Origin of the sequence: Serinicoccus sediminis, from assembly GCF_004153545.1 — a bacterium.
GTDB lineage: Bacteria > Actinomycetota > Actinomycetes > Actinomycetales > Dermatophilaceae > Ornithinicoccus > Ornithinicoccus sediminis_A.
In genome coordinates this window covers 1-18,893 of record NZ_SDVA01000023.1, presented here as the reverse complement: position 1 = coordinate 18,893, position 18,893 = coordinate 1, and the positions used below count along the sequence as shown (strand labels likewise).

Here is an 18,893-nt window from a genome sequence, read left to right as displayed (position 1 = left end):
ACCGGACGCGCGTCCAGGACACACCGGACGCGTGGTCGGAACACACCGGACGCGTGATCGGAGCACACCAGACGCGCGTCCAGGACACACCGGACGCGTGGTCAGACCGCACCGAGCGCGTGATGGGCAGGTCGACCGCCTCTTTCGTGGCGTGACGGCTCAGGCGAGCCTCTGCAGCCCCACCTGCAGCACGTAGACCGCAGCCGCCACGGCCACGAGGCTCAGGGAGGCGCTGGCGACGACGAACGCCAACCCGTCGCCGTCGAGCGTGTCCTCGCGGTGCAGCCACAGATGCATCCGGCGGTAGCGCTGCGTCGCCCGGTGGTAGGCCCACGCCGCGCCCGCGACACCCACCACACCCACGAGTGCGGCGGCGACGAGACCGAGCCGGTCACCGGCATACCTCGCGATCGCGGCCGAGACGACGGCGAGCGCGAGCGCCGTCCGGCGCCAGGCCAGCAGGGTGCGCTCCGGCTGCAACCCGGGGTCGTAGGGCCGGTCCGGTCCGACGGTCACGCGAGCAGCCCCACTGCGACGAGGAGGATGGCCAGCAGCACACCGACCGCGATGACGGCACCGATGGTGAGCGGCGGCAGCGTCCGCCCCTCGCGCATCGCCCGCTCGACCCGGAACCACCCCACCCACGCCTGCACCGAGGCCAGCATCCCGAGCACGACGAAGACGGCAGCGGCGGCCAGCCGGTAGCCCGGGGCGATCGGCACCGCGAGCGCCTCCAGCGCGACCCCCGCGGCGAGGAAGGCGAGCGCCGTGCGGATCCACGCGAGGAAGGTGCGCTCGTTGGCCAGGCTGAAGCGGGGGTCCGGGTCGCTGCCCAGGGCGTACACCGACTGCGGGAAGCGACGCCGCGACCGGCCCCCGCTCATCGCCCGGCGGTCAGGTCGACGAGCGCGTGCATGGGCGCCAGCATAGGCCGGGGCGAGGGGCGCGAGGTATGCGGTGACCCCGGCCCGTGCAGCACGACCGCGGGCCGACGGCGCGTCCGGTGCGGGCTGAGCACGCGTCCGGTGCGGGCTGAGCACGCGTCCGGTGTCGTCCTACGGCGCGTCCGGTGCGGTGTGGTGGCGGCGGAGGCGGACGTAGCCGAGCAGAGCCCCGGCCAGCAGGGCCAGCCCCAGGACGCTGGGCAGCGGGCCGCCGCCGGACCGGGCCCCGACCGCCAGCGCCGCGAGACCCCAGACGAGGGTGACCGCCGCCGCGACGACGCCGACGCGGGCGGCATACCTCACGACGACGGCACGGGGCACGGTCGCCTGGGGCGGGACCGAGGCCGCGAGGGCGGCGCCGGCGTGCACGAGCAGCAGGCCCCAGGCGGCCGGCAGCAGCGCCCAGTGCCAGGGGCCCGGCACGCCCGCCCACCAGGCGGCGATCGCCCACACGAGGAAGAACGCCGGCATGATGCCCCCCGGCTGCAGCACCACCAGGGCGCCCAGCAGCACGGTGCCGCCCCACGCCACGGGGCCGCCACCGCCGGCAGCGGCGAGGCTCAGCGCCACGACGACGGCCCCGGCCAGCGCCACGAGGCGCACCCGGAGGTGGCTGGGGGTGGCGGTCCGCAGGTTGACCCAGTGCTCGCGCAGCTCACCCATCAGGCCCCCACCCTCCGTCGGCGCCGCGCCAGCTCGACCAGCACGACGTCCAGGCTGCCGGCACCCAGCCACGGCACGACCGCGACGCCCTGGGCGCGGATCCTGCGGATCTCGCGGTCCCGCTCGAGCATCCGGATGCGCCAGGCGGTCCGGGCCAGCGGGTCGCGCTCCCCGCTCGGCGCCAGCCGCGCCGCGGCGTCCCCCAGGGCGTCGACCACGACGACCGAGGTGCCGCGGGCGGCCAGCGTCGCCGCCTGCGTCAGCGCGTCGGGCGACACGAGGGAGGAGATCATCACCACCAGCGTCCCGGAGCCGATCCCGAGGTGGACCCGCTGCGGGTCGGTCCGGTCGTCGACGGAGGCCTGGACCCGGCTGAGGGTGTCGAGGATGCGGACCCCGTGCCGCTTCCCCGTCCCGACGGGCACGAGGAGGGGCGTGCGGGCCGAGAGCACCCGCAGGCTCACCCGGTCCCCCTGCTGCAGGAAGTGCTCGGCGACCGCGGCCGCGGCCCGAACCGACCGGTCCAGCGAGCTCACGTCCCCGTCCAGGCCGCCGGAGCGCCCCAGGTCGTAGTGCGCGTCGACGAGCACGGCGACGTGGGTGTCCTGGTCGGCGTAGCTCGAGGTGACGTGCAGCTCCCCGGTCCGGCTCGAGCGCGGCCAGTGGATGCGCCGCAGCCGGTCGCCGACCTGGAACGGGCGGATCGTCGCGAACTCGCTGCCCTCGCCCGGCCGGCTCGACCGGTGCATCCCCACCAGCCCGCGCGGGTGCGGCGCCGGGGCGGAGGTGTCGAAGGCCGCCGGCTGCGGCAGCACCCGCAGGGCCTGCGCGTCCATCGAGAGCGGACCCCATCGCCACGCCCCCCAGGCGCTCGTGGCGGCCACCTGCATCGGCCCGATCCGGCGCACCCCCCACCGGGTCACCCGGACGCCGACCAGCAGCCGCCGGTAGCCCTGCACCTGCGGCCCGGCGGCCTCGACCACGGTCGACGTGCGCTGGACCAGGAGGTCGTCGCTGTCCCGGGCCTGACGCATCCGTTCCCGCAGCACCGCGGTGACGTAGGGCGCCGGCGTCAGGGCGGCGGACAGGACCTCGGCACCCTCGACCGGCTCGACGTCCGCGACGGCCAGCGCCTGGTCGCCCTCCCGGACCTGCGCGTGCGACAGCGCGAAGCGGTGGTCGGGCCGTTCCTGCGGACGGGTGGCCAGGCTCCAGGCCAGCACCAGCGCCAGCGGGCTCACCAGCACCAGGAGGTCGGGCCGCCGGAAGACCAGCGCGACCGGCGCGATCGCGAGGACCGCGACGAGGCAGCGCTGCAGGGCGTGGGTGGGCCGCCACGCGTCGGCCCGCTCGAAGGCCGCCATCAGGCGGAGGCCGAGGACCGCACGTGCTCCTCCTCCTGCTCGTCCACCGTGGAGGCTCCGGTCCGCGCGCCCGGGACCGGCACCTGGCCCAGGGCGGCCGTCACCACGGTGGCGCCGCCGGTGTCGGACATCCACAGCTCGGGCTTGATAGAGATGCGGTGGTCCAGCACGGCGTGCGCCACCGCCTTGACGTCCTCGGGGGTGACGTAGTCGCGGCCGTGGACGACGGCATACGCCCGCGACGTGAGCATGAGGGCGAGCGAGCCGCGGGGGGACGCGCCGACGAGGACGGCGCGGTGCCGGCGGGTCGCCGAGGCCAGCTCGACGCAGTAGCGGGAGATGTCGTCCTCGACCGGGACCCGCTCGACCGCGTCCTGCATGGCCGCCAGCCCGGCGGCGTCGGTGACCGGCTCGAGCCGCTGGTCCTCGGACTGCCGGGCGACCCGCCGGCGCAGCACGTCCCACTCCTCCTCGGGGGAGGGGTAGCCGAAGGACACCCGCGCGAGGAAACGGTCCAGCTGCGCCTCGGGCAGGGGGTAGGTGCCCTCGTACTCCACCGGGTTGGCGGTCGCGAGCACGTGGAACGGCTGCGGCAGGCGATGGGTCTGCCCCTCGACGGTCACCTGGTGCTCCTGCATCGCCTCCAGCAGCGCCGACTGCGTCTTGGGCGGGGTGCGGTTGATCTCGTCGGCCAGCAGCAGCCCGGTGAACAGCGGACCCGGGCGGAAGACGAACTCGGTGCTCTTCTGGTCGAAGACGAAGGACCCGGTGAGGTCGGAGGGCAGCAGGTCGGGCGTGAACTGGGCCCGGGTGAAGTCCAGCCCCAGGGTCTGGGCGAAGGAGCGCGCCGCCAGCGTCTTGCCGAGCCCGGGGAAGTCCTCCAGCAGCACGTGGCCGCGGGAGAGGACCGCGGTGAGCACCAGGGTCAGCGCCTCCCGCTTGCCGACGACCGCCTGCTCGACCCGGTCGAGCACCTGCGCGGCGCGCCGGGACACCTCGGGGACGTCCAGGGCGGGGGTGGGGGTGTCGTTCACAGCTTCTCGACTCCTTCGATGGCGGTATGCAGCGCGCTCCTGCTGCGCCTGCGGGTGTCCGTGGGCGGGTGCTCGAGGTAGGCGGCGAGGTGCGGGTCGAGCAGCGCCCGGGCCTGCTCGGGCTGGGTCTCGAGGTCGACGTCGTGGTGGGCGAGCAGGCGCTCCGCGGCGAGCTCGCGGACGACGGGGTAGATCTCGTCGGCGCGGTCGTCGCGCTCCAGGGCGTCCCGCAGGTCGCGCCGCAGCCGCAGCAGGCGGTAGTCCATCGCGTCCGGGGGCGCCGTCTCCTGGCGCGGCGTCGACACCCAGTAGGCCTGCTCGACGTCGCGGGCGGTCGTGGACACCCCCCAGGTGAGCAACCCGCCCACGACGCCGGCGAGCACCACGACGAGCAGGGCCAGGGGCCAGGCGTAGGGCAGGGCGCCGATGAAGAACAGCAGCCCGCCCAGCAGGACGGCGATGACCAGGGCCGGCACGAGGTGGCGGCGCAGGTCGGTGGCCAGGGCCCGCTGCCGGTGGGGCAAGGGCCTGGTCATCGCTGCTCGCCCTCACCCTCGGACGGGGCGCGGGCTGCCGCGGCGTGGTGCGCCCGCTCCTGCTCGGCGAGGGCCCGGCGGCGCAGGTCCTCGTGGATGCGGTCGAGCGCGGCGACGGCCTGCTCGCGCTGCTCCTCCGACACCGGGTGCCGGGAGAAACGGGCCTCGCGGTAGGCCTCCGACAGGGTGCGGATCGAGGTCTCGTCGACCTCCCAGCGGCCCAGCACCCGACGGGTCAGCTCGCTGGCGGTCTCGGCGGGGTTGTCGGCCAGCCCGGAGCGCCGCACGGCGTCCTCGAGCGCGACCCAGCAGGCGACGACCGCGTTGCGGGGGTCGCCCTCGGCGAGGGCGCGGTAGCGCACGTCGTCACCGCTGGCCTCCAGCAGCGCCGCGAGCTCCTCGTCCTCCTCCATCCGCAACGGCTCGTCCCGGTCGTGCGCGCGGGCCAGCAGCGCCCGGACGACGAGCAGCACCAGCACGACGACGAGGGCGAGCAGCGCCATGAGCAGCCAGTCGAGCTGCAGACCCTCCTGCGTGGGCTCGGGCGACCCGGTCGGGACCGCCGTCTGCGGGGCTTCGTCGGCGAGCGGCGGGGCCGGCGGCAGGGCGAGGTCGGGCTCCCAGGAGCCGGTCGGCGGGCCGAGCAGGGGGGTGCCGCTGCTCGACCCCCACAGGAGCAGGGTGAGCGCGGCCACCGCCGCGAGGACCGCGAGGACGACACCACTGGTCGACCTCGTGCCCCTGCGCATACCTCACCCTAAGCCGGGGCCTCCACCAGGGCGACGTCGCGCACGCCGAACTGCTCGGCCTCGGCGAAGGCCAGCTCGCCGGTCACCTTGCCCGCGGCACCCAGGTCGCCGAGGGCGGCGCGGACCCGCTCCAGCTCGGCGGCCGGGCCGGCCACCGTCGCCGCCGAGATCGGGGTGCGCATCTTGACCTTGGCCTCCGACTTGGCCCGGCGCAGGCCGGCCAGCGCCTGCCCGACCGTGCCGAGCAGCGCGGCGTCGGCTCCCTGCGCCACGGCCAGCTCCTCGACGACGGGCCACGGCTGGGTGTGCACGGAGCTGCCCTCCTCGTGCCACCACGACCACACCTCCTCGGTCGCGAACGAGATCACCGGTGCCAGCAGGCGCAGCTGCACCGACAGGGCCAGCCGCAGCGCCGCGCGGGCGGACAGCGTGGCGGGCGCGGGGTCCGCGGTCGGGCCGTCGGCGGAGAACTCCCCGCCGTAGGCGCGCTCCTTGACCAGCTCGAGGTAGTCGTCGCAGAAGGTCCAGAAGAACGACTCGGTGACGTCGAGGGCGGTGGAGTAGTCCCAGGCCTCGTAGGCCTGGGTGGCCCGGCGCACGACCTCGGCCAGCCCGGCCAGCATCGCCAGGTCCAGCGGCTCGGTGACGAGCTCGGCCTCGGAGGCGCCCTGCGGCAGCTCGCCGAAGCCGAGGACGAAGGAGCTGGCGTTGAGCAGCTTGATCGCCAGGCGACGCCCGACCTTGATCTGGTTGGGGTCGTCGACCGTGTCGACGCCGGGCCGCGCCGCGGCCGCCCAGTAGCGCACCGCGTCGGTGCCGCTGGCCTGCAGCATGTCCAGCGGGGTGACGGCGTTGCCCTTGGACTTGGACATCTTCTTGCGGTCCGGGTCGAGGATCCAGCCGTTGAGGTAGGCATCGGTCCACGGCACGGTGCCGTGCTCGTGGTGCGCGCGGACCATGGTCGCGAACAGCCAGGTGCGGATGATGTCGTGCCCCTGCGGCCGCATGTCGAAGGGGAAGATCGCCTCGAAGAGCTCGGCGTCCGAACCCTCGCCGTCGCCGCCCCGCGTCGGCCACCCGGCCGCGATCTGCGGGGACAGCGAGGAGGTGGCCCAGGTGTCCATGACGTCGGTGTCGGCGGTGAAGCCGCCGGGCTGGTCGCGCTGGTCCTCGGTGTAGCCCTCCGGCACGTCGCTCACCGGGTCGATCGGCAACCGGCCCTCGTCCGGCACGAGGACGGTGTCGTGGTCGACCTCGCCGGCCGCGTCCAGGGCGTACCAGACGGGGAACGGCACGCCGAAGAAGCGCTGCCGGCTGATGAGCCAGTCGCCGTTGAGACCCTCGACCCAGTTGCGGTAGCGGCTGCGCATGAACCCGGGGTGGAAGTCGACCTCCTCGCCGCGGGCGATGAGCGCCTCGCGCAGCCCGGGGGCGCCGTCCTCGCGGCCGCCGTTGCGGATGAACCACTGGCGGCTGGTGACGATCTCCAGCGGTTTCTCGCCGCGCTCGTAGAAGTTGGCCTTGCGCTGGGTCCTCGTCGGCTCGCCGTCCAGGTCCCCGGACTCCCGCAGCGCCTCGACCACGGCCTCGCGCGCGGCGTGCACGGTCCGGCCGGCGAGCCGCTCGGTCCAGAGCTGCTCGCCGGGGCCGCCGGCGACCCAGTCCGGGCTCTGCTCCCGCAGCCGTCCGGAACGCGTGATGACCGACCGGGTGGGGAGCTGCAGCTCGCGCCACCACTGCACGTCGGTCATGTCGCCGAAGGTGCAGCACATCGCGATGCCGGCGCCCTTGTCCATCTCCGCGAGCGGGTGCGCGAGCACGGGCACCTCGACGCCGAACAGCGGCGAGGTGACCGTCGAGCCGAAGAGGTCGGCATACCGCTCGTCGTCGGGGTGGGCGACGAGCGCGACCACGGCGGGGATGAGCTCCGGGCGGGTCGTCTCGATGTGCACCGGGTCGCCGTCGGCGCGGTGGTAGGCGACGCGGTGGTAGGCGCCGGGGTAGTCGCGGGCCTCCAGCTCGGCCTGCGCGACCGCGGTCTGGAAGGTGATGTCCCAGAGCCCGGGCGCCTCCGCCTGGTATGCCTCGCCACGAGCCAGGTTGCGCAGGAACGCCTGCTGCGCGACGGCGCGGGAGCGGTCGCCGATGGTGCGGTACTGCACGTTCCAGTCGATGGCCAGGCCGAGACGGCGGAAGACGTCCTCGAAGGCCTGCTCGTCGATGACCGTGAGCTCCTCGCAGAGCTCGATGAAGGTGGAGCGGCCCACGGGCACCTGGTCGGCGGCCTTGAGGCTCTTGCCGTCACCGCCGCGCTGCGGCGGGGTGAAGTCGGGGTCGTAGGGCAGGGTCGCGTCGCCGCGCACCCCGTAGTAGTTCTGCACCCGCTTCTCGGTCGGCAGCCCGTTGTCGTCCCAGCCGATGGGGTAGAACACGTGCTTGCCGGTCATCCGGTGGTAGCGCGCCAGGCAGTCGGCCTGGGTGTAGCCGAAGACGTGACCGAGGTGCAGCGTGCCCGACGCGGTCGGCGGCGGGGTGTCCACGGCGAAGACCTGCTCGCGCGGGCCGGCCAGCGCGGCGTCCCGGTCGAAGGCGTAGACGTCGGTGTCCTTCCATACCGCGACCCACTTCTCCTCGAGGCCGTCGACGGACGGACGCTCGGGCAGCTGCGCCGGGCGCGGGGGAGCGATCTGGTGGGGGTGCGTCATACCCGTCATTGTCACAGACCGCGGCGTCGCGACCGACGGGGCAGGAGAGGCCTCAACGAGAAGCGTGTGCCTGGTGTTCCGGGCCTGCATCACGTTTTGGTCACGATCAGGGTATGTCGTTGACCAATCACCTGATCTGGCAAACAGTGTGACGCATGTTGCGAACAATTCCCCTGTCCATGGCCGAGGCGGTCGACGACCCGCAATGGGTCCAGAACCTCGAGTCCACCGTCGACTCCAGCTTCGAGACGGTCACCCGGATCTCCGGTGACATCATCTTCTTCGAGATTCCCGGCATCCCGATGCCCTTCGTCGTGATGTGGCTGCTCGCCGCGGCCATCATCATCTCGATCTACTTCGGGTTCATCCAGTTCCGCGGCATCAAGGTGGCGTGGGACACGCTGCGGGGCAAGTACTCCTCGCCGGACGACCCGGGTGAGATCCCGCACTACCAGGCGCTGACCTCCGCCGTCTCGGGCACCGTGGGCCTGGGCAACATCGCCGGCGTCGGCGTCGCCGTCACCCTGGGTGGCCCGGGGGCGACCTTCTGGATGATCCTGGCCGGCCTCTTCGGCATGGCGACCAAGTTCGCCGAGTGCACGCTCGGTGTGAAGTACCGCGAGATCCGCGCCGACGGCACCGTGTCCGGCGGCCCGTTCAAGTACCTCCCCGTGGCGTTCAGCAAGTTCCCCAAGTTCCTCTCCGTGGGCCTCACCGGCCTCTTCGCCCTCGCGATCCTGTTCTTCGGCGTCGGCGGCGGCAACATGTTCCAGGCCAACCAGACCTACTCGCAGGCCGTCGAGGTCACCGGTGGCGAGAACAGCTTCCTGGCCTCCACCTCCGCCGGGCTCATCTTCGGTCTCGTCCTCGCGGGCCTCATCGGCGCGGTCATCATCGGCGGGATGAAGTCCATCGGCCGGGTGACCTCGACCCTGGTCCCGCTCATGGGCGGCATCTACGTGCTCGCCTGCATCGTCGTCATCCTGACGAACATCCCGCACATCCCCGGTGCCATCGGTGACATCCTCACCGGCGCGTTCACCGCCGAGGGCGTCACCGGTGGGTTCATCGGTGCCCTCGTCGTCGGCCTGACCCGCTCGGCCTTCTCCAACGAGGCCGGGCTGGGCTCGGCGCCGATCGCGCACTCGACCGTCAAGACCCGCCGCCCGGTGTCCGAGGGCTTCGTCGCGATGTTCGAGCCGTTCATCGACACCGTCGTCGTCTGCACCATGACCGCGCTGACCATCGTCATCGCCGACACAACCTTCTACAACGAGACCCGTGAGCAGGTCTTCGCGGACGACAGTTACGACTACGGCGGCGGTGTGGTCGTCACCTCCGACGCCTTCGCCGAGAACATCTCGTGGTTCCCGACGGTCCTGGCGGTCGCTGTCGCGCTGTTCGCGATCTCCACCCTCATCACCTGGTCGTACTACGGCCAGCGGGCGTGGAACTACCTGTTCGGGGACACCCGGACCTCGACGCTCATCTACCGGGTCGTCTTCCTCGTCTTCACGGTGGCGGGCTGCATCCTCAACTTCGGCCAGGTGCTGGCGTTCGCGGACAACTTCCTGTTCGTCTGCGCGTTCGTCAACCTGCTCGGCGTCTACTTCCTGCTGCCGGTCATCAAGAAGGAGATGAACGAGTACCTCGCCGACCGCAAGAGCGGCAAGCTCGCCGAGCTCGGCAAGCTGGACGCCGACAAGGAGATGTCCGTGCGCGACCTCGCCGAGGCCAACCAGGTGCGCGAGGAGTCCGGCGCGAACCGTCTGGCCGACCCCGACGACGACGGGTTCGGCGCGGGCGGGGCCACCACCCCGCGCGACCGCCACTGACGGCATACCGCAGCATCACCGAGGGCCGGGAGCACACGCTCCCGGCCCTCGGCCGTGCCCAGCGCCGGCTGCAGCGTTCACGTGAACGCTGCAGCCGGTGAAACACCGGACGGGAGCGGCCCTGGCGTTCACGTGAACGCCAGGGCCGCTGATGGGGGCGATGGCGGGTTCACGGACGGGCCGCGCGCCACGGCTGCTCCGGGAAGTGGCCGGCGAAGGTGGCCGGTGGGTGCGCGGGCAGGCCCGTGACGAGACCACGCGCAGCGAGCACCCCGGCGACACGGAGCGCGGTCGCCCAGGGAGTGCCGTAGACGTCGCCCGAGCGGAGCACGACCAACCGCCATCCTCGACCGTCCAACCACTCCCGCCGGCCCAGGTCGTGGCCCCACTGCCGAGCGTCCTCCGCGTGCTGACGACCGTCGTACTCGACGGCTACCCTGTGCTCGGGGTAGGCGAGGTCCAGGCGGAATCGATGCCGGAGGTCCCCGACCTCGTGCTGGAGCACAGGCTCCGGCAGGCCGGCCAGGACGAGCAGGAGCCGGGCCCGGGTCTCCATCGGCGACTCCGCCCCCGGTCGGACGAGGGTCCGCGCGGCGGACGCGACCCGTGGGAGCCCGCCCTGGCAGGCGTCCAGCCGCTGCTCGAGCTCGGCCGACGTCAGGACCCGCCGATGCAGGAGGGAGTCAGCCAGCACCGTGAGGTCGACCAGCTGCAGCTCGCGGGACAGGTCCAACACGGTCTGGGCGGGCGTGGTCAGCCGCAGCCCAGCCCGAGTGCGGACGACGGCGGAGGGGTTGACGTGGCACCGGAGGCCCACCCTGGCCCGCCGGTCCTCGGCGCGGGCGACACTGACGTGGGTCCATCCCGTCGGGGGCACCGCCCCTCCCCACACCTCAGCGGCGGTATGGTGGCTGGCAGCACACCGCGGCACCAGGAGCGAGGCGCACCGGCCGAGGACCTCCGGGGTGAGCGGGATGTCAGAGGCGAGCCGGACGCTCCCGAAGACGGTGTGGAACCGCGGCCCGTCCAGCTCGTGCTTCGTGAGGCCCGCTCGCAAGCCGTCCTGGCGGAGGAACGGTCGGGTGAGGTCCAGCGACATGCCGCCAGGCTGGCGGAGATCGCCCGCCGGCCGCAGAAGTTGTCCACAGGGTTGGCCGAACGCTGCGCCGCGACCGGCCCCGGCGGCTCCAACGTTCACGTGAACGCCACGGCCGGTCGTCGTGGTCGTGACGTCGGCTCCGACGTTCACGTGAACGCTGCAGCCGGTCAGCGGGCCAGGCGGCGCCGTCGCCCGCACCGCGGCGCAAGGGGGCCTCGCCCGTGCGCCGAGGCGCTAGCATGGTGGGCACAGGCGACCGAGCCGTCATCAGCGGCGAGCCTGCGGAAGAACGGCCACCGTACGCCGACGGTGAGCCCACTAGACCCGCACGGGGCAGGCCCGTCACAGCCGGAACGAAGCGGCACGCCGCGCCAGCAGGCCCGACCGGGGCCGGGGGTGAGCGGCGGGCAAGCGAGGTGGTACCGCGGTGCCGACCGGGCGTCATACCCCGGCAGCGTCGTCCTCGTGGCACAGCCCGAGCACGACACGAGACGACCGCACGCGAGACCGCCCGCCACACCCCAGGAGCCGCCCACCCATGGCCTACCCCCAGTCCAGCACCTCCGCCGACGCGCTCACCCCCTCCCCGCGCTTCCCGGAGATCGAGCAGGCCGTGCTGGCCTACTGGCGCGAGCACGGCACCTTCGCCCGGAGCGTCGAGCAGCGTGACGCCGGCGAGAGCGGCGCCAACGAGTACGTCTTCTACGACGGACCGCCCTTCGCCAACGGCCTGCCGCACTACGGGCACCTGCTCACCGGCTACGTCAAGGACGTCGTGCCGCGCTACCAGACCATGCGCGGCAAGCGGGTCGAGCGGCGCTTCGGCTGGGACACCCACGGGCTCCCCGCCGAGCTCGAGGCGATGGACCAGCTCGGCATCAAGACCAAGGACGAGATCCTCGGCATCGGCATCGAGGCGTTCAACGCCAAGTGCCGCGAGTCGGTGCTGAAGTACACCGACGAGTGGCAGGACTACGTCACCCGCCAGGCCCGCTGGGTCGACTTCGAGGGCGACTACAAGACGCTCAACGTCGACTACATGGAGTCGGTGCTGTGGGCGTTCAAGCGGCTCTACGACAAGGGCCTGGTCTACGAGGGCTTCCGCGTGCTGCCCTACTGCTGGAACGACCAGACCCCGCTGTCCAACCATGAGCTGCGGATGGACGACGAGGTCTACCAGGTGCGCCAGGACCCGGCGGTCACCGTCGGGGCGCGGCTGCTGCCCGGCGCGACCCCCGACGAGGTCCTGGACGGCGCGCTCGCGCTGGTGTGGACCACCACGCCGTGGACCCTCCCGGCCAACCTCGCGATCATGGTCGGCGAGGACATCGAGTATGTCGTGGTGCGGGCCTCGCTGCCCGGCGCCACCGGCGAGGACGCCCAGGTCGGCGGCGGTGAGCGCTACCTCGTCGCGAAGGAGAGGCTCTCGGCCTACGCCCACGAGCTCGGCGAGGACCCGGAGGTGCTCGGCACCTACACCGGCGCCCAGCTGACCGGGCGCTCCTACGTGCCGCCGTTCTCCTACTACCAGGGCTGGGAGCGCGCCCACCGGCTGGTCGTCGCGGAGTTCGTCACGACCACCGACGGCACCGGCCTGGTCCACACCGCGGGCGCCTTCGGTGAGGACGACAAGGTGGTCACCGACCGCGAGGGCATCGAGCCGGTCATGCCGGTCGGCCCGGACGGCGCCTTCACCGCCCCGGTGGAGGAGTACGCCGGGATGCTCGTCTTCGACGCCAACGCGCCGATCATGGACCACCTCAAGGCCGCCACCCGCAACCAGCTCGGCGGGGAGCAGCACGACACCGGCTCGGTCACCGCCGGCACGGTCCTGCTGCGCCGCGAGTCCTACGCCCACTCCTACCCGCACTGCTGGCGCTGCAAGCAGCCGCTCATCTACAAGGCGGTCTCCTCCTGGTTCGTCGAGGTCACGGCGTTCAAGGACGACATGCTGCGCACCAACGAGGACATCACCTGGGTGCCCGAGCACATCAAGCACGGGCAGTTCGGCCGCTGGCTGGAGAACGCCCGCGACTGGTCGATCTCCCGCAACCGCTTCTGGGGCAGCCCGATCCCGGTGTGGCGCAGTGACGACCCGGCCTACCCCCGCATCGACGTCTACGGCAGCCTCGAGGAGATCGAGGCCGACTTCGGCACGCTCCCGCGCGACCGCGACGGCCACGTCGACCTGCACCGGCCGTTCGTCGACGAGCTGACCCGGCCCAACCCCGACGACCCGACCGGGGCGAGCACCATGCGCCGGGTCGAGGACGTCCTCGACGTGTGGTTCGACTCCGGGTCGATGAGCTACGCCCAAGTGCACTACCCGTTCGAGAACGAGCAGTGGTTCGAGGAGCACTTCCCGGCCGACTTCATCGTCGAGTACATCGGGCAGACCCGCGGCTGGTTCTACACCCTGCACATCCTGGCCACCGCGCTCTTCGACCGGCCGGCGTTCTCGACGTGCCTCTCGCACGGCATCGTGCTCGGCAGCGACGGGCAGAAGATGTCCAAGTCGCTCAAGAACTACCCCGACGTCCGCGAGGTCTTCGACCGCGACGGCGCCGACGCGATGCGCTGGTTCCTCATGTCTTCGCCGATCCTGCGCGGCGGCAACCTCGTCGTCACCGAGCAGGGGATCCGCGACGGCGTGCGGCAGACGATGATCCCGCTGTGGAACGCGTGGTACTTCTTCGGGCTCTACGCCAATGCCGCGGGCTACGAGGCGCGCTGGTCGACCGGCTCGGAGCACCAGCTCGACCGCTACGTGCTGGCCAAGACCCGGGAGTTCGTCGAGGCGGCCCAGGGCGCCTACGACGGCAACGAGATCGCGGTCGCCGCCGAGGTCATCCGCGACTTCGTCGACGTCCTCACCAACTGGTACATCCGGCGCTCCCGGGACCGCTTCTGGGCCGAGGACCAGGAGGCCTTCGACACGCTCTACACCGTGCTCGAGATCACCTGCCGCGTCGCCGCCCCGCTGCTCCCGCTCCTCACCGAGGAGGTATGGCGTGGGCTGACCGGCGGCGAGTCGGTGCACCTCACCGACTGGCCGGAGGCCGGCGACCTGCCGGAGGACCCGGAGCTGGTCGCCGCCATGGACACCGTGCGGGAGGTCTGCTCGACCGCCCTGGGCCTGCGCAAGGCGCAGGGCCTGCGCGTGCGGCTGCCGCTGCCCCGGCTCACCGTGGTCCTCAAGGACGGGGAGACCCTGATGCCCCCGGGCAACCGGGCCAGGGCGCAGATGGTCACCGACGTGATCATGGAGGAGGTCAACGTCCGGCAGCTGACCGTGCTGGACGCCGACGACCCGGACGCGCTGGCTGACCTGCAGGTCGAGCGGCGGCTCACCGTCAACGCCCGGGCCGCCGGGCCCCGGCTCGGCAAGCAGGTGCAGGCCGCGATCAAGGGGTCCAAGAGCGGCGACTGGTCGGTCGCCGACGACGGCACGGTGACCAGCGGCGGGATCGTCTTGGTCGAGGGGGAGTTCACCCTGGAGACGGTCGTGGGCGGGTCCGCCGACGACGCGGCGTCGGCGGCGACGGCGACGCTCGGCGGACGGGGTGGCGGCTTCGTCGTGCTGGACACCGACGTGACCCCGGAGCTGGCCCAGGAGGGCCTGGCGCGTGACCTGGTACGCGCCGTCCAAGGCGCCCGCAAGGACGCCGGTCTCGACATCAGCGACCGGATCAGCCTCACCGTCGTGGGCGACGACGAGGTCTGGGACGCCGCCATGGCCCACCAGCAGCTCGTCATGGGTGAGACGCTGGCCGTCCAGTTCGGTGCCGCCGGTGCCGGGCAGTCCCTGCCCCCGGCCCGGAACGGCGCCCACGCCAGCACCGCCGACCTGGGTGGCGGGCATACCGTGCAGCTCCTGATCAGCCGACGTGAGGAGGCCGGACGATGAGCGACAACTTCTTCGAGGGCGAGGACGGCAGCACCGAGCTGCCGCTCGACCCGGGTGGTGCCGTCCCGAGCGACGAGGCGCCCGCCCTGCGCGGCGGGGACGGGGCCGCGGCGACCGACCCGGCCGACCTCGCGCGCTACGCCCAGGTGACCGAGGACATCCTGGCCCGCACGCCGGAGCACATGCCCGAGCCCAGCCTGCACCGGGTGGCGCGGGTCATGGAGCTCATGGGCGACCCCCAGCGCACCTTCCGGATGATCCACCTCACCGGCACCAACGGCAAGACCTCGACCGCCCGGATGGTCGAGCGGGTCTTGCGGGAGATGGGCCTGCGGACCGGCAGGTTCACCAGCCCGCACCTGCACGACATGCGCGAGCGGATCAGCACCGACGGCGAGCCGGTCTCCGTCGAGGCCTTCCTCGCCGCCTACGACGAGGTGCTGCCGTTCGTCGAGATGGTGGACGTGGAGTCCGCCGCCGACGACGACCCGGCCCGCCAGGTGCGGATGACCTACTTCGAGGTGCTCGTCTGCGTGGCGTATGCCGCGTTCGCCGACACCCCGGTCGACGTCGCCGTGGTGGAGGTCGGGCTCGGCGGGGTGTGGGACGCCACCTCCGTCGCCGACGGCGACGTGGCCGTGCTCACCCCGGTGGCGCTGGACCACACCCGCCTGCTCGGGAACACCCTCGAGGAGATCGCGACGGAGAAGGCCGGGATCATCAAGCCCGGAGCCATCGCCGTCGTGGGGGTCCAGGAGCCGGAGGTCATGGACGTCCTCACCGAGCGCGCCGAGGAGGTCGGGGCCGAGCTCAAGGCCGAGGGGGTGAACTTCGGGGTGCTGGCCCGGGAGATCGCCGTCGGTGGCCAGCAGGTGTCGGTGCGCGGCCTGGCCGGCGACTACGACGGCCTCTTCCTGCCGCTCTTCGGCGGGCACCAGGCGCACAACGCCGCCCTCGCGGTCGCCGCGGTCGAGGCCTTCGTCGGGGGAGGCGAGCAGCCGCTCACCGACGAGGTCCTGCGCGGCGGTCTGGCCGACGTCTCCTCGCCCGGGCGGCTGGAGATCGTCCGCCGCTCGCCGACCGTCCTCGTCGACGCCGCGCACAACCCGGCCGGGGTGCAGGCCCTGGTCGAGGCGCTGCGCGAGTCCTTCACCTTCACCCGGCTCGTCGGGCTGCTCGCGGTCCTGGAGGACAAGGACGCCGAGCCGATGATCCAGGCGCTGGAACCGGTGCTCGACCACGTCGTGGTCTCGCGGACCACCTCGCCGCGGGCGATCCGGCCGCACCGCCTCGGCGAGCTCGTGGCCGAGTTCTTCGGCGAGGACCGGGTCACGGTGGTCAACGACCTGCCCGACGCCCTCGACGTGGCCGCCGGCCTGGCCGACGACGGCGGGGTCGGCGGTGCCGTGATCGCCACCGGCTCGGTGACGACGGCCGCCGAGGTGCGCGAGCTGCTGGGGCTGCGGACCGGCTAGGGTCGACGCCCGACCGCGTCGCCGGTTGCCGTCTCGGTCCAGTCGACGACCTCCGGCACCCGGACCGAGCCGGCCTGCGCCGCGCGGCAGGTGAGCCGCTGGGCGGGGGCCAGGCGCTCGACCCCCGTCGCCCACCAGACGCCGTGGCCGCGCACCTCCACCCGGGTGCGCCACCGCGCCACGACGTCGCCCGCACCGCCTGCCAGGGGCAGCTGCTCGGGTGCGCCGACCGGGCGCACCGCCTCCCAGGGCACCGGCCAGCGCCCCAGCGCGGCGACCACGGCGGCCTGGACCAGCCGGTCCTGGCCGATGCGGCCGCGCAGGTGGGCCACGGCGGGTGCCCCCTCCCGGTGCTCCCTCACGACCCGGTGCGCCGTGGTCTCGTCGAGCCCGCCGTAGCAGGCGCCGTCCGGCAGCACGAGGAGGTTGGCGGCGAACCGGTCGCCGCCGGTGTGCGAGCACTCCCACACCTCGTCGGGCCAGGCCGTGCCCAGTGCGGCAGCGACCGGCCGACCGCGGACGGCGCAGCACACGTCCTTGCGGCCGTGGGTGCACACGAGCAGCAGCTGCTCGTCGTCCGCGGCGGGGTGGGCCTGCGCCTCGACGGGGTCGTGGTGCGGGTCGACGGCGCGGGCACCGGCGCCCAGGGCCGTGGCCGGGGCAGCGTCCTCGTCAGCCACGCCGCCCAGGCCCCGAGCGGCCGCGGCGAGCAGCTCCTCGCCGGAGGCCCAGGCCCCGCCCACGACGCGGTGGCCGCGCCGCGCGGCGGGGTCCACCGCATACCAGGCCCACGGGCCCTCCGGGCGGTGCTGACCACCTGGCCGCTTGACGAGCAGCAACCGGGCGGAGGCGGCGGTCATCACCCGCACGAGGTCGTCGCGGACGCCCCGCGGCAGCGCGGCCACGGCGTCCGGCGGCCAGCCTCCCGGCACCTCGACGAGCAGCAGCCGGGCCTGCGGCGGGGCGGTGCCCAGCACCGGGTCACCGCGCTCACGCGCGGCGTCCGAGCAGCGGAAGGTCTCGGTCATCCGGGCCCGGGGGACTGCTCGGGCAGGCAGGCCACACCGCGGCGCAGCAGCCCGCGCGCGAGGTCGACGGCACCGGCCTCGTCCAGGCCGGCGAGTCCGCCGAGGTCCCGGACCACGACCGGGTCGGCCTGCAGCAGGCGCTCGAGGGCGGGGCGGTAGCTCGCCGGCAGGGTGAACTCGGCGACCCGGGACACCACGCCGACCCGGTCACCGTGCTCCCGCAGGGTGGCGGCGAGGTGCCCGCGCAGCACGACGGCGTCATCCGCGCCCAGCTGCTCGGCCGCGGCGGCCTGGGCGAGGGGGCGGACCGGCGCCGGCCGGGCGCTGCGTCGCTGGTCCTCGTGCAGCACGGCCGCGAGCTCCTCGGCGGGCAGGTCGCGCAACCGCCTCAGCAGCGTGGACCTGACCTGCTCGACGTCCGCGCCCCAGCCGTCGGGGGAGGAGAGGTCGACCCCTAGAGGCAGGCTCTGCCGCACGTCGGACTCGTCGCCGAGACCGGCGCCCACGAGGTCGAGGGCGGCCCGCGCGACGTGGTGGCGCGTCCAGGCGTGCACCCCGATCGTCAGGTGCGTGCTCACCTCGCCCATCGCCCGCGCGGAGTGGATCCAGCCGCGGGGGAGGTAGAGGCAGTCGCCGGGGCGCAGCGTGGTCTCGAGGTAGGCGGGCTCCCGGGCCGCGGCCGCGACCTCCTCGCGGCGGTCGGTCCACGGCTGGGAGCGCAGCGGCTGCGGCAGCACCGGCTGGCGCAGCGCCCACCGCTTGGTGCCGGAGACCTGCAGCACGAAGACGTCGTGCACGTCGTAGTGGTCGTCGAAGCCCTGGTTGGCGGCCGGAGTCACGTAGGCGTTGACCTGCACCGGGCTGCCCAGGTCGTCGGCCAGGTCCGCGGCGAAGGCGCGGATCGGCGACCACGTGCGGTGCAGGCCCTGCAGGACGATGGTCGACCCGTCGGCGAAGAGCCGCAGCAGCCTGCTGTCGTCGGCCTGGTCGGGCATGCCCGCACCGGTGCCGCCGGAGGAGGTGAAGGTGCTCTCCGGCAGGGTCGAGCCGTCCTTGGCCACCCGGAGGAACGGCGTGCGCAGGGCGCGGTCGGAGACCAGCTCGTCGACGGCGTCGAGGGAGAAGAGGTCGGTGAACTCGTCGCCGCCGCGGTCCTCGACGTCGGCGAGGTGGAGGGTATGCCCCCAGTGGTCACGGGCGAAGGCGTCCGGGGCCAGCGTGCCCAGGAGCCGGGTGAGGGCCGGTCGCCCGGCCCTCACCACCTGCGGTCGTGCGTCCGTCACTCGGCGGGACCGTCGGCTCCGCCGTCACCGCCCGGGCCGGCGTGCCCGTCGGCGGTAGCGGGGCGGTGCGCGGGGAGCGGGAGGGCGACGGGGTGGCCGGCTGGGACGGGCTGCTGGCCGGCGGGGGGGGGGAGCGGCCCCCGGGGCGCCCACGGCCACCGGGCCGGAGGGCAGCTCGCGGCCGCGGCGCAGGCGGGTCGCCTGCGGCACGCCGAGCTGCTTGGCGAGCGGGTTGGTCGTCAGCAGCTGCATCAGGTCGGCCATGTCAGCA

Annotated in this window: 14 protein-coding genes and 1 pseudogene; 3 read left to right on the top strand and 12 right to left on the bottom strand. The window is 73.5% G+C overall.

From position 1 onward, the window contains the following. Positions 1-159: 159 nt before the first annotated feature. The 8 genes from EUS26_RS17175 to valS all read right to left on the bottom strand — a co-directional run bounded on the left by EUS26_RS17175 (position 160) and on the right by valS (position 7,995). The gene (locus tag EUS26_RS17175; protein ID WP_202865176.1) at positions 160-516 is read right to left on the bottom strand and encodes a DUF202 domain-containing protein; all 357 of its coding nucleotides are present in this window, start codon (positions 514-516) and stop codon (positions 160-162) included. Next, on the bottom strand, positions 513-884 hold the full coding sequence (locus EUS26_RS15450; RefSeq protein WP_130014729.1) for a YidH family protein: 372 nt from the start codon (positions 882-884) through the stop codon (positions 513-515). Before EUS26_RS15450 ends, EUS26_RS17175 begins: the two co-directional genes overlap by 4 nt. A gap of 171 nt (positions 885-1,055) precedes the next feature. Further along, positions 1,056-1,607: a hypothetical protein gene (locus tag EUS26_RS15445; protein WP_130014728.1), complete on the bottom strand. Its 552-nt coding sequence runs from the start codon at positions 1,605-1,607 to the stop codon at positions 1,056-1,058. Further along, positions 1,607-2,971: a DUF58 domain-containing protein gene (locus EUS26_RS15440; protein ID WP_130014727.1), complete on the bottom strand. Its 1,365-nt coding sequence runs from the start codon at positions 2,969-2,971 to the stop codon at positions 1,607-1,609. The genes EUS26_RS15445 and EUS26_RS15440 overlap by 1 nt, the downstream gene beginning before the upstream one ends. Then, a complete protein-coding gene (locus EUS26_RS15435; RefSeq protein ID WP_130014726.1) occupies positions 2,971-4,005 on the bottom strand; it encodes an AAA family ATPase in 1,035 nt (344 codons plus the stop codon). Before EUS26_RS15435 ends, EUS26_RS15440 begins: the two co-directional genes overlap by 1 nt. Then, on the bottom strand, positions 4,002-4,541 hold the full coding sequence (locus EUS26_RS15430; protein WP_130014725.1) for a hypothetical protein: 540 nt from the start codon (positions 4,539-4,541) through the stop codon (positions 4,002-4,004). The genes EUS26_RS15435 and EUS26_RS15430 overlap by 4 nt, the downstream gene beginning before the upstream one ends. Then, positions 4,538-5,290 (bottom strand): DUF4129 domain-containing protein, encoded by a 753-nt coding sequence (locus EUS26_RS15425; RefSeq protein ID WP_130014724.1) that lies wholly within the window; start codon positions 5,288-5,290, stop codon positions 4,538-4,540. Before EUS26_RS15425 ends, EUS26_RS15430 begins: the two co-directional genes overlap by 4 nt. A gap of 8 nt (positions 5,291-5,298) precedes the next feature. Continuing rightward, positions 5,299-7,995 (bottom strand): valine--tRNA ligase, encoded by a 2,697-nt coding sequence (gene valS / locus EUS26_RS15420; protein ID WP_130014723.1) that lies wholly within the window; start codon positions 7,993-7,995, stop codon positions 5,299-5,301. Positions 7,996-8,174: 179 nt separating this feature from the next. On the opposite strand from valS, the gene EUS26_RS15415 reads away from it, so the two are divergent. After that, positions 8,175-9,830, top strand: a complete 1,656-nt coding sequence (locus tag EUS26_RS15415) for an alanine/glycine:cation symporter family protein (protein ID WP_130014722.1) — start codon at positions 8,175-8,177, stop codon at positions 9,828-9,830. Between the two features lie 169 nt (positions 9,831-9,999). Here the strand turns inward: EUS26_RS15415 and EUS26_RS15410 are convergent, their stop codons facing one another. After that, positions 10,000-10,929 (bottom strand): hypothetical protein, encoded by a 930-nt coding sequence (locus tag EUS26_RS15410; RefSeq protein WP_130014721.1) that lies wholly within the window; start codon positions 10,927-10,929, stop codon positions 10,000-10,002. 538 nt (positions 10,930-11,467) lie between these two features. Here EUS26_RS15410 and ileS point away from each other — a divergent pair. Together ileS and EUS26_RS15400 are read left to right on the top strand one after the other, a co-directional pair. Further along, on the top strand, positions 11,468-14,836 hold the full coding sequence (ileS, locus tag EUS26_RS15405; RefSeq protein ID WP_130014720.1) for an isoleucine--tRNA ligase: 3,369 nt from the start codon (positions 11,468-11,470) through the stop codon (positions 14,834-14,836). Next, positions 14,833-16,311, top strand: a complete 1,479-nt coding sequence (locus EUS26_RS15400) for a bifunctional folylpolyglutamate synthase/dihydrofolate synthase (protein ID WP_130014719.1) — start codon at positions 14,833-14,835, stop codon at positions 16,309-16,311. The genes ileS and EUS26_RS15400 overlap by 4 nt, the downstream gene beginning before the upstream one ends. Here the strand turns inward: EUS26_RS15400 and EUS26_RS15395 are convergent. The 3 genes and pseudogenes from EUS26_RS15395 to EUS26_RS17415 all read right to left on the bottom strand — a co-directional run. After that, positions 16,308-17,339 carry a sucrase ferredoxin gene (locus tag EUS26_RS15395; RefSeq protein ID WP_130014718.1) on the bottom strand — a complete coding sequence of 344 codons (1,032 nt, stop codon included), beginning with the start codon at positions 17,337-17,339 and terminating at the stop codon, positions 16,308-16,310. The two genes, EUS26_RS15400 and EUS26_RS15395, sit on opposite strands and share 4 nt — an antisense overlap. Then, entirely contained in the window at positions 17,336-18,622 is a 1,287-nt protein-coding gene (locus EUS26_RS15390) for a cupin domain-containing protein (RefSeq protein WP_130014717.1), read from the bottom strand. Before EUS26_RS15390 ends, EUS26_RS15395 begins: the two co-directional genes overlap by 4 nt. A gap of 24 nt (positions 18,623-18,646) precedes the next feature. Continuing rightward, positions 18,647-18,893 (bottom strand): annotated as a pseudogene (locus EUS26_RS17415) (hypothetical protein); the annotation flags it as partial.

What these genes read in the sequence shown, in the direction of transcription:
- EUS26_RS15450 (WP_130014729.1), bottom strand. Translation starts at nt 884, where the DNA reads ATGAGCGGGGGCCGGTCGCGGCGTCGCTTCCCGCAGTCGGTGTACGCC.
- EUS26_RS15445 (WP_130014728.1), bottom strand. Translation starts at nt 1,607, where the DNA reads ATGGGTGAGCTGCGCGAGCACTGGGTCAACCTGCGGACCGCCACCCCC.
- EUS26_RS15440 (WP_130014727.1), bottom strand. Translation starts at nt 2,971, where the DNA reads ATGGCGGCCTTCGAGCGGGCCGACGCGTGGCGGCCCACCCACGCCCTG.
- EUS26_RS15430 (WP_130014725.1), bottom strand. Translation starts at nt 4,541, where the DNA reads ATGACCAGGCCCTTGCCCCACCGGCAGCGGGCCCTGGCCACCGACCTG.
- EUS26_RS15425 (WP_130014724.1), bottom strand. Translation starts at nt 5,290, where the DNA reads ATGCGCAGGGGCACGAGGTCGACCAGTGGTGTCGTCCTCGCGGTCCTC.
- valS (WP_130014723.1), bottom strand. Translation starts at nt 7,995, where the DNA reads ATGACGCACCCCCACCAGATCGCTCCCCCGCGCCCGGCGCAGCTGCCC.
- EUS26_RS15415 (WP_130014722.1), top strand. Translation starts at nt 8,175, where the DNA reads ATGGCCGAGGCGGTCGACGACCCGCAATGGGTCCAGAACCTCGAGTCC.
- EUS26_RS15410 (WP_130014721.1), bottom strand. Translation starts at nt 10,929, where the DNA reads ATGTCGCTGGACCTCACCCGACCGTTCCTCCGCCAGGACGGCTTGCGA.
- ileS (WP_130014720.1), top strand. Translation starts at nt 11,468, where the DNA reads ATGGCCTACCCCCAGTCCAGCACCTCCGCCGACGCGCTCACCCCCTCC.
- EUS26_RS15400 (WP_130014719.1), top strand. Translation starts at nt 14,833, where the DNA reads ATGAGCGACAACTTCTTCGAGGGCGAGGACGGCAGCACCGAGCTGCCG.
- EUS26_RS15395 (WP_130014718.1), bottom strand. Translation starts at nt 17,339, where the DNA reads ATGACCGAGACCTTCCGCTGCTCGGACGCCGCGCGTGAGCGCGGTGAC.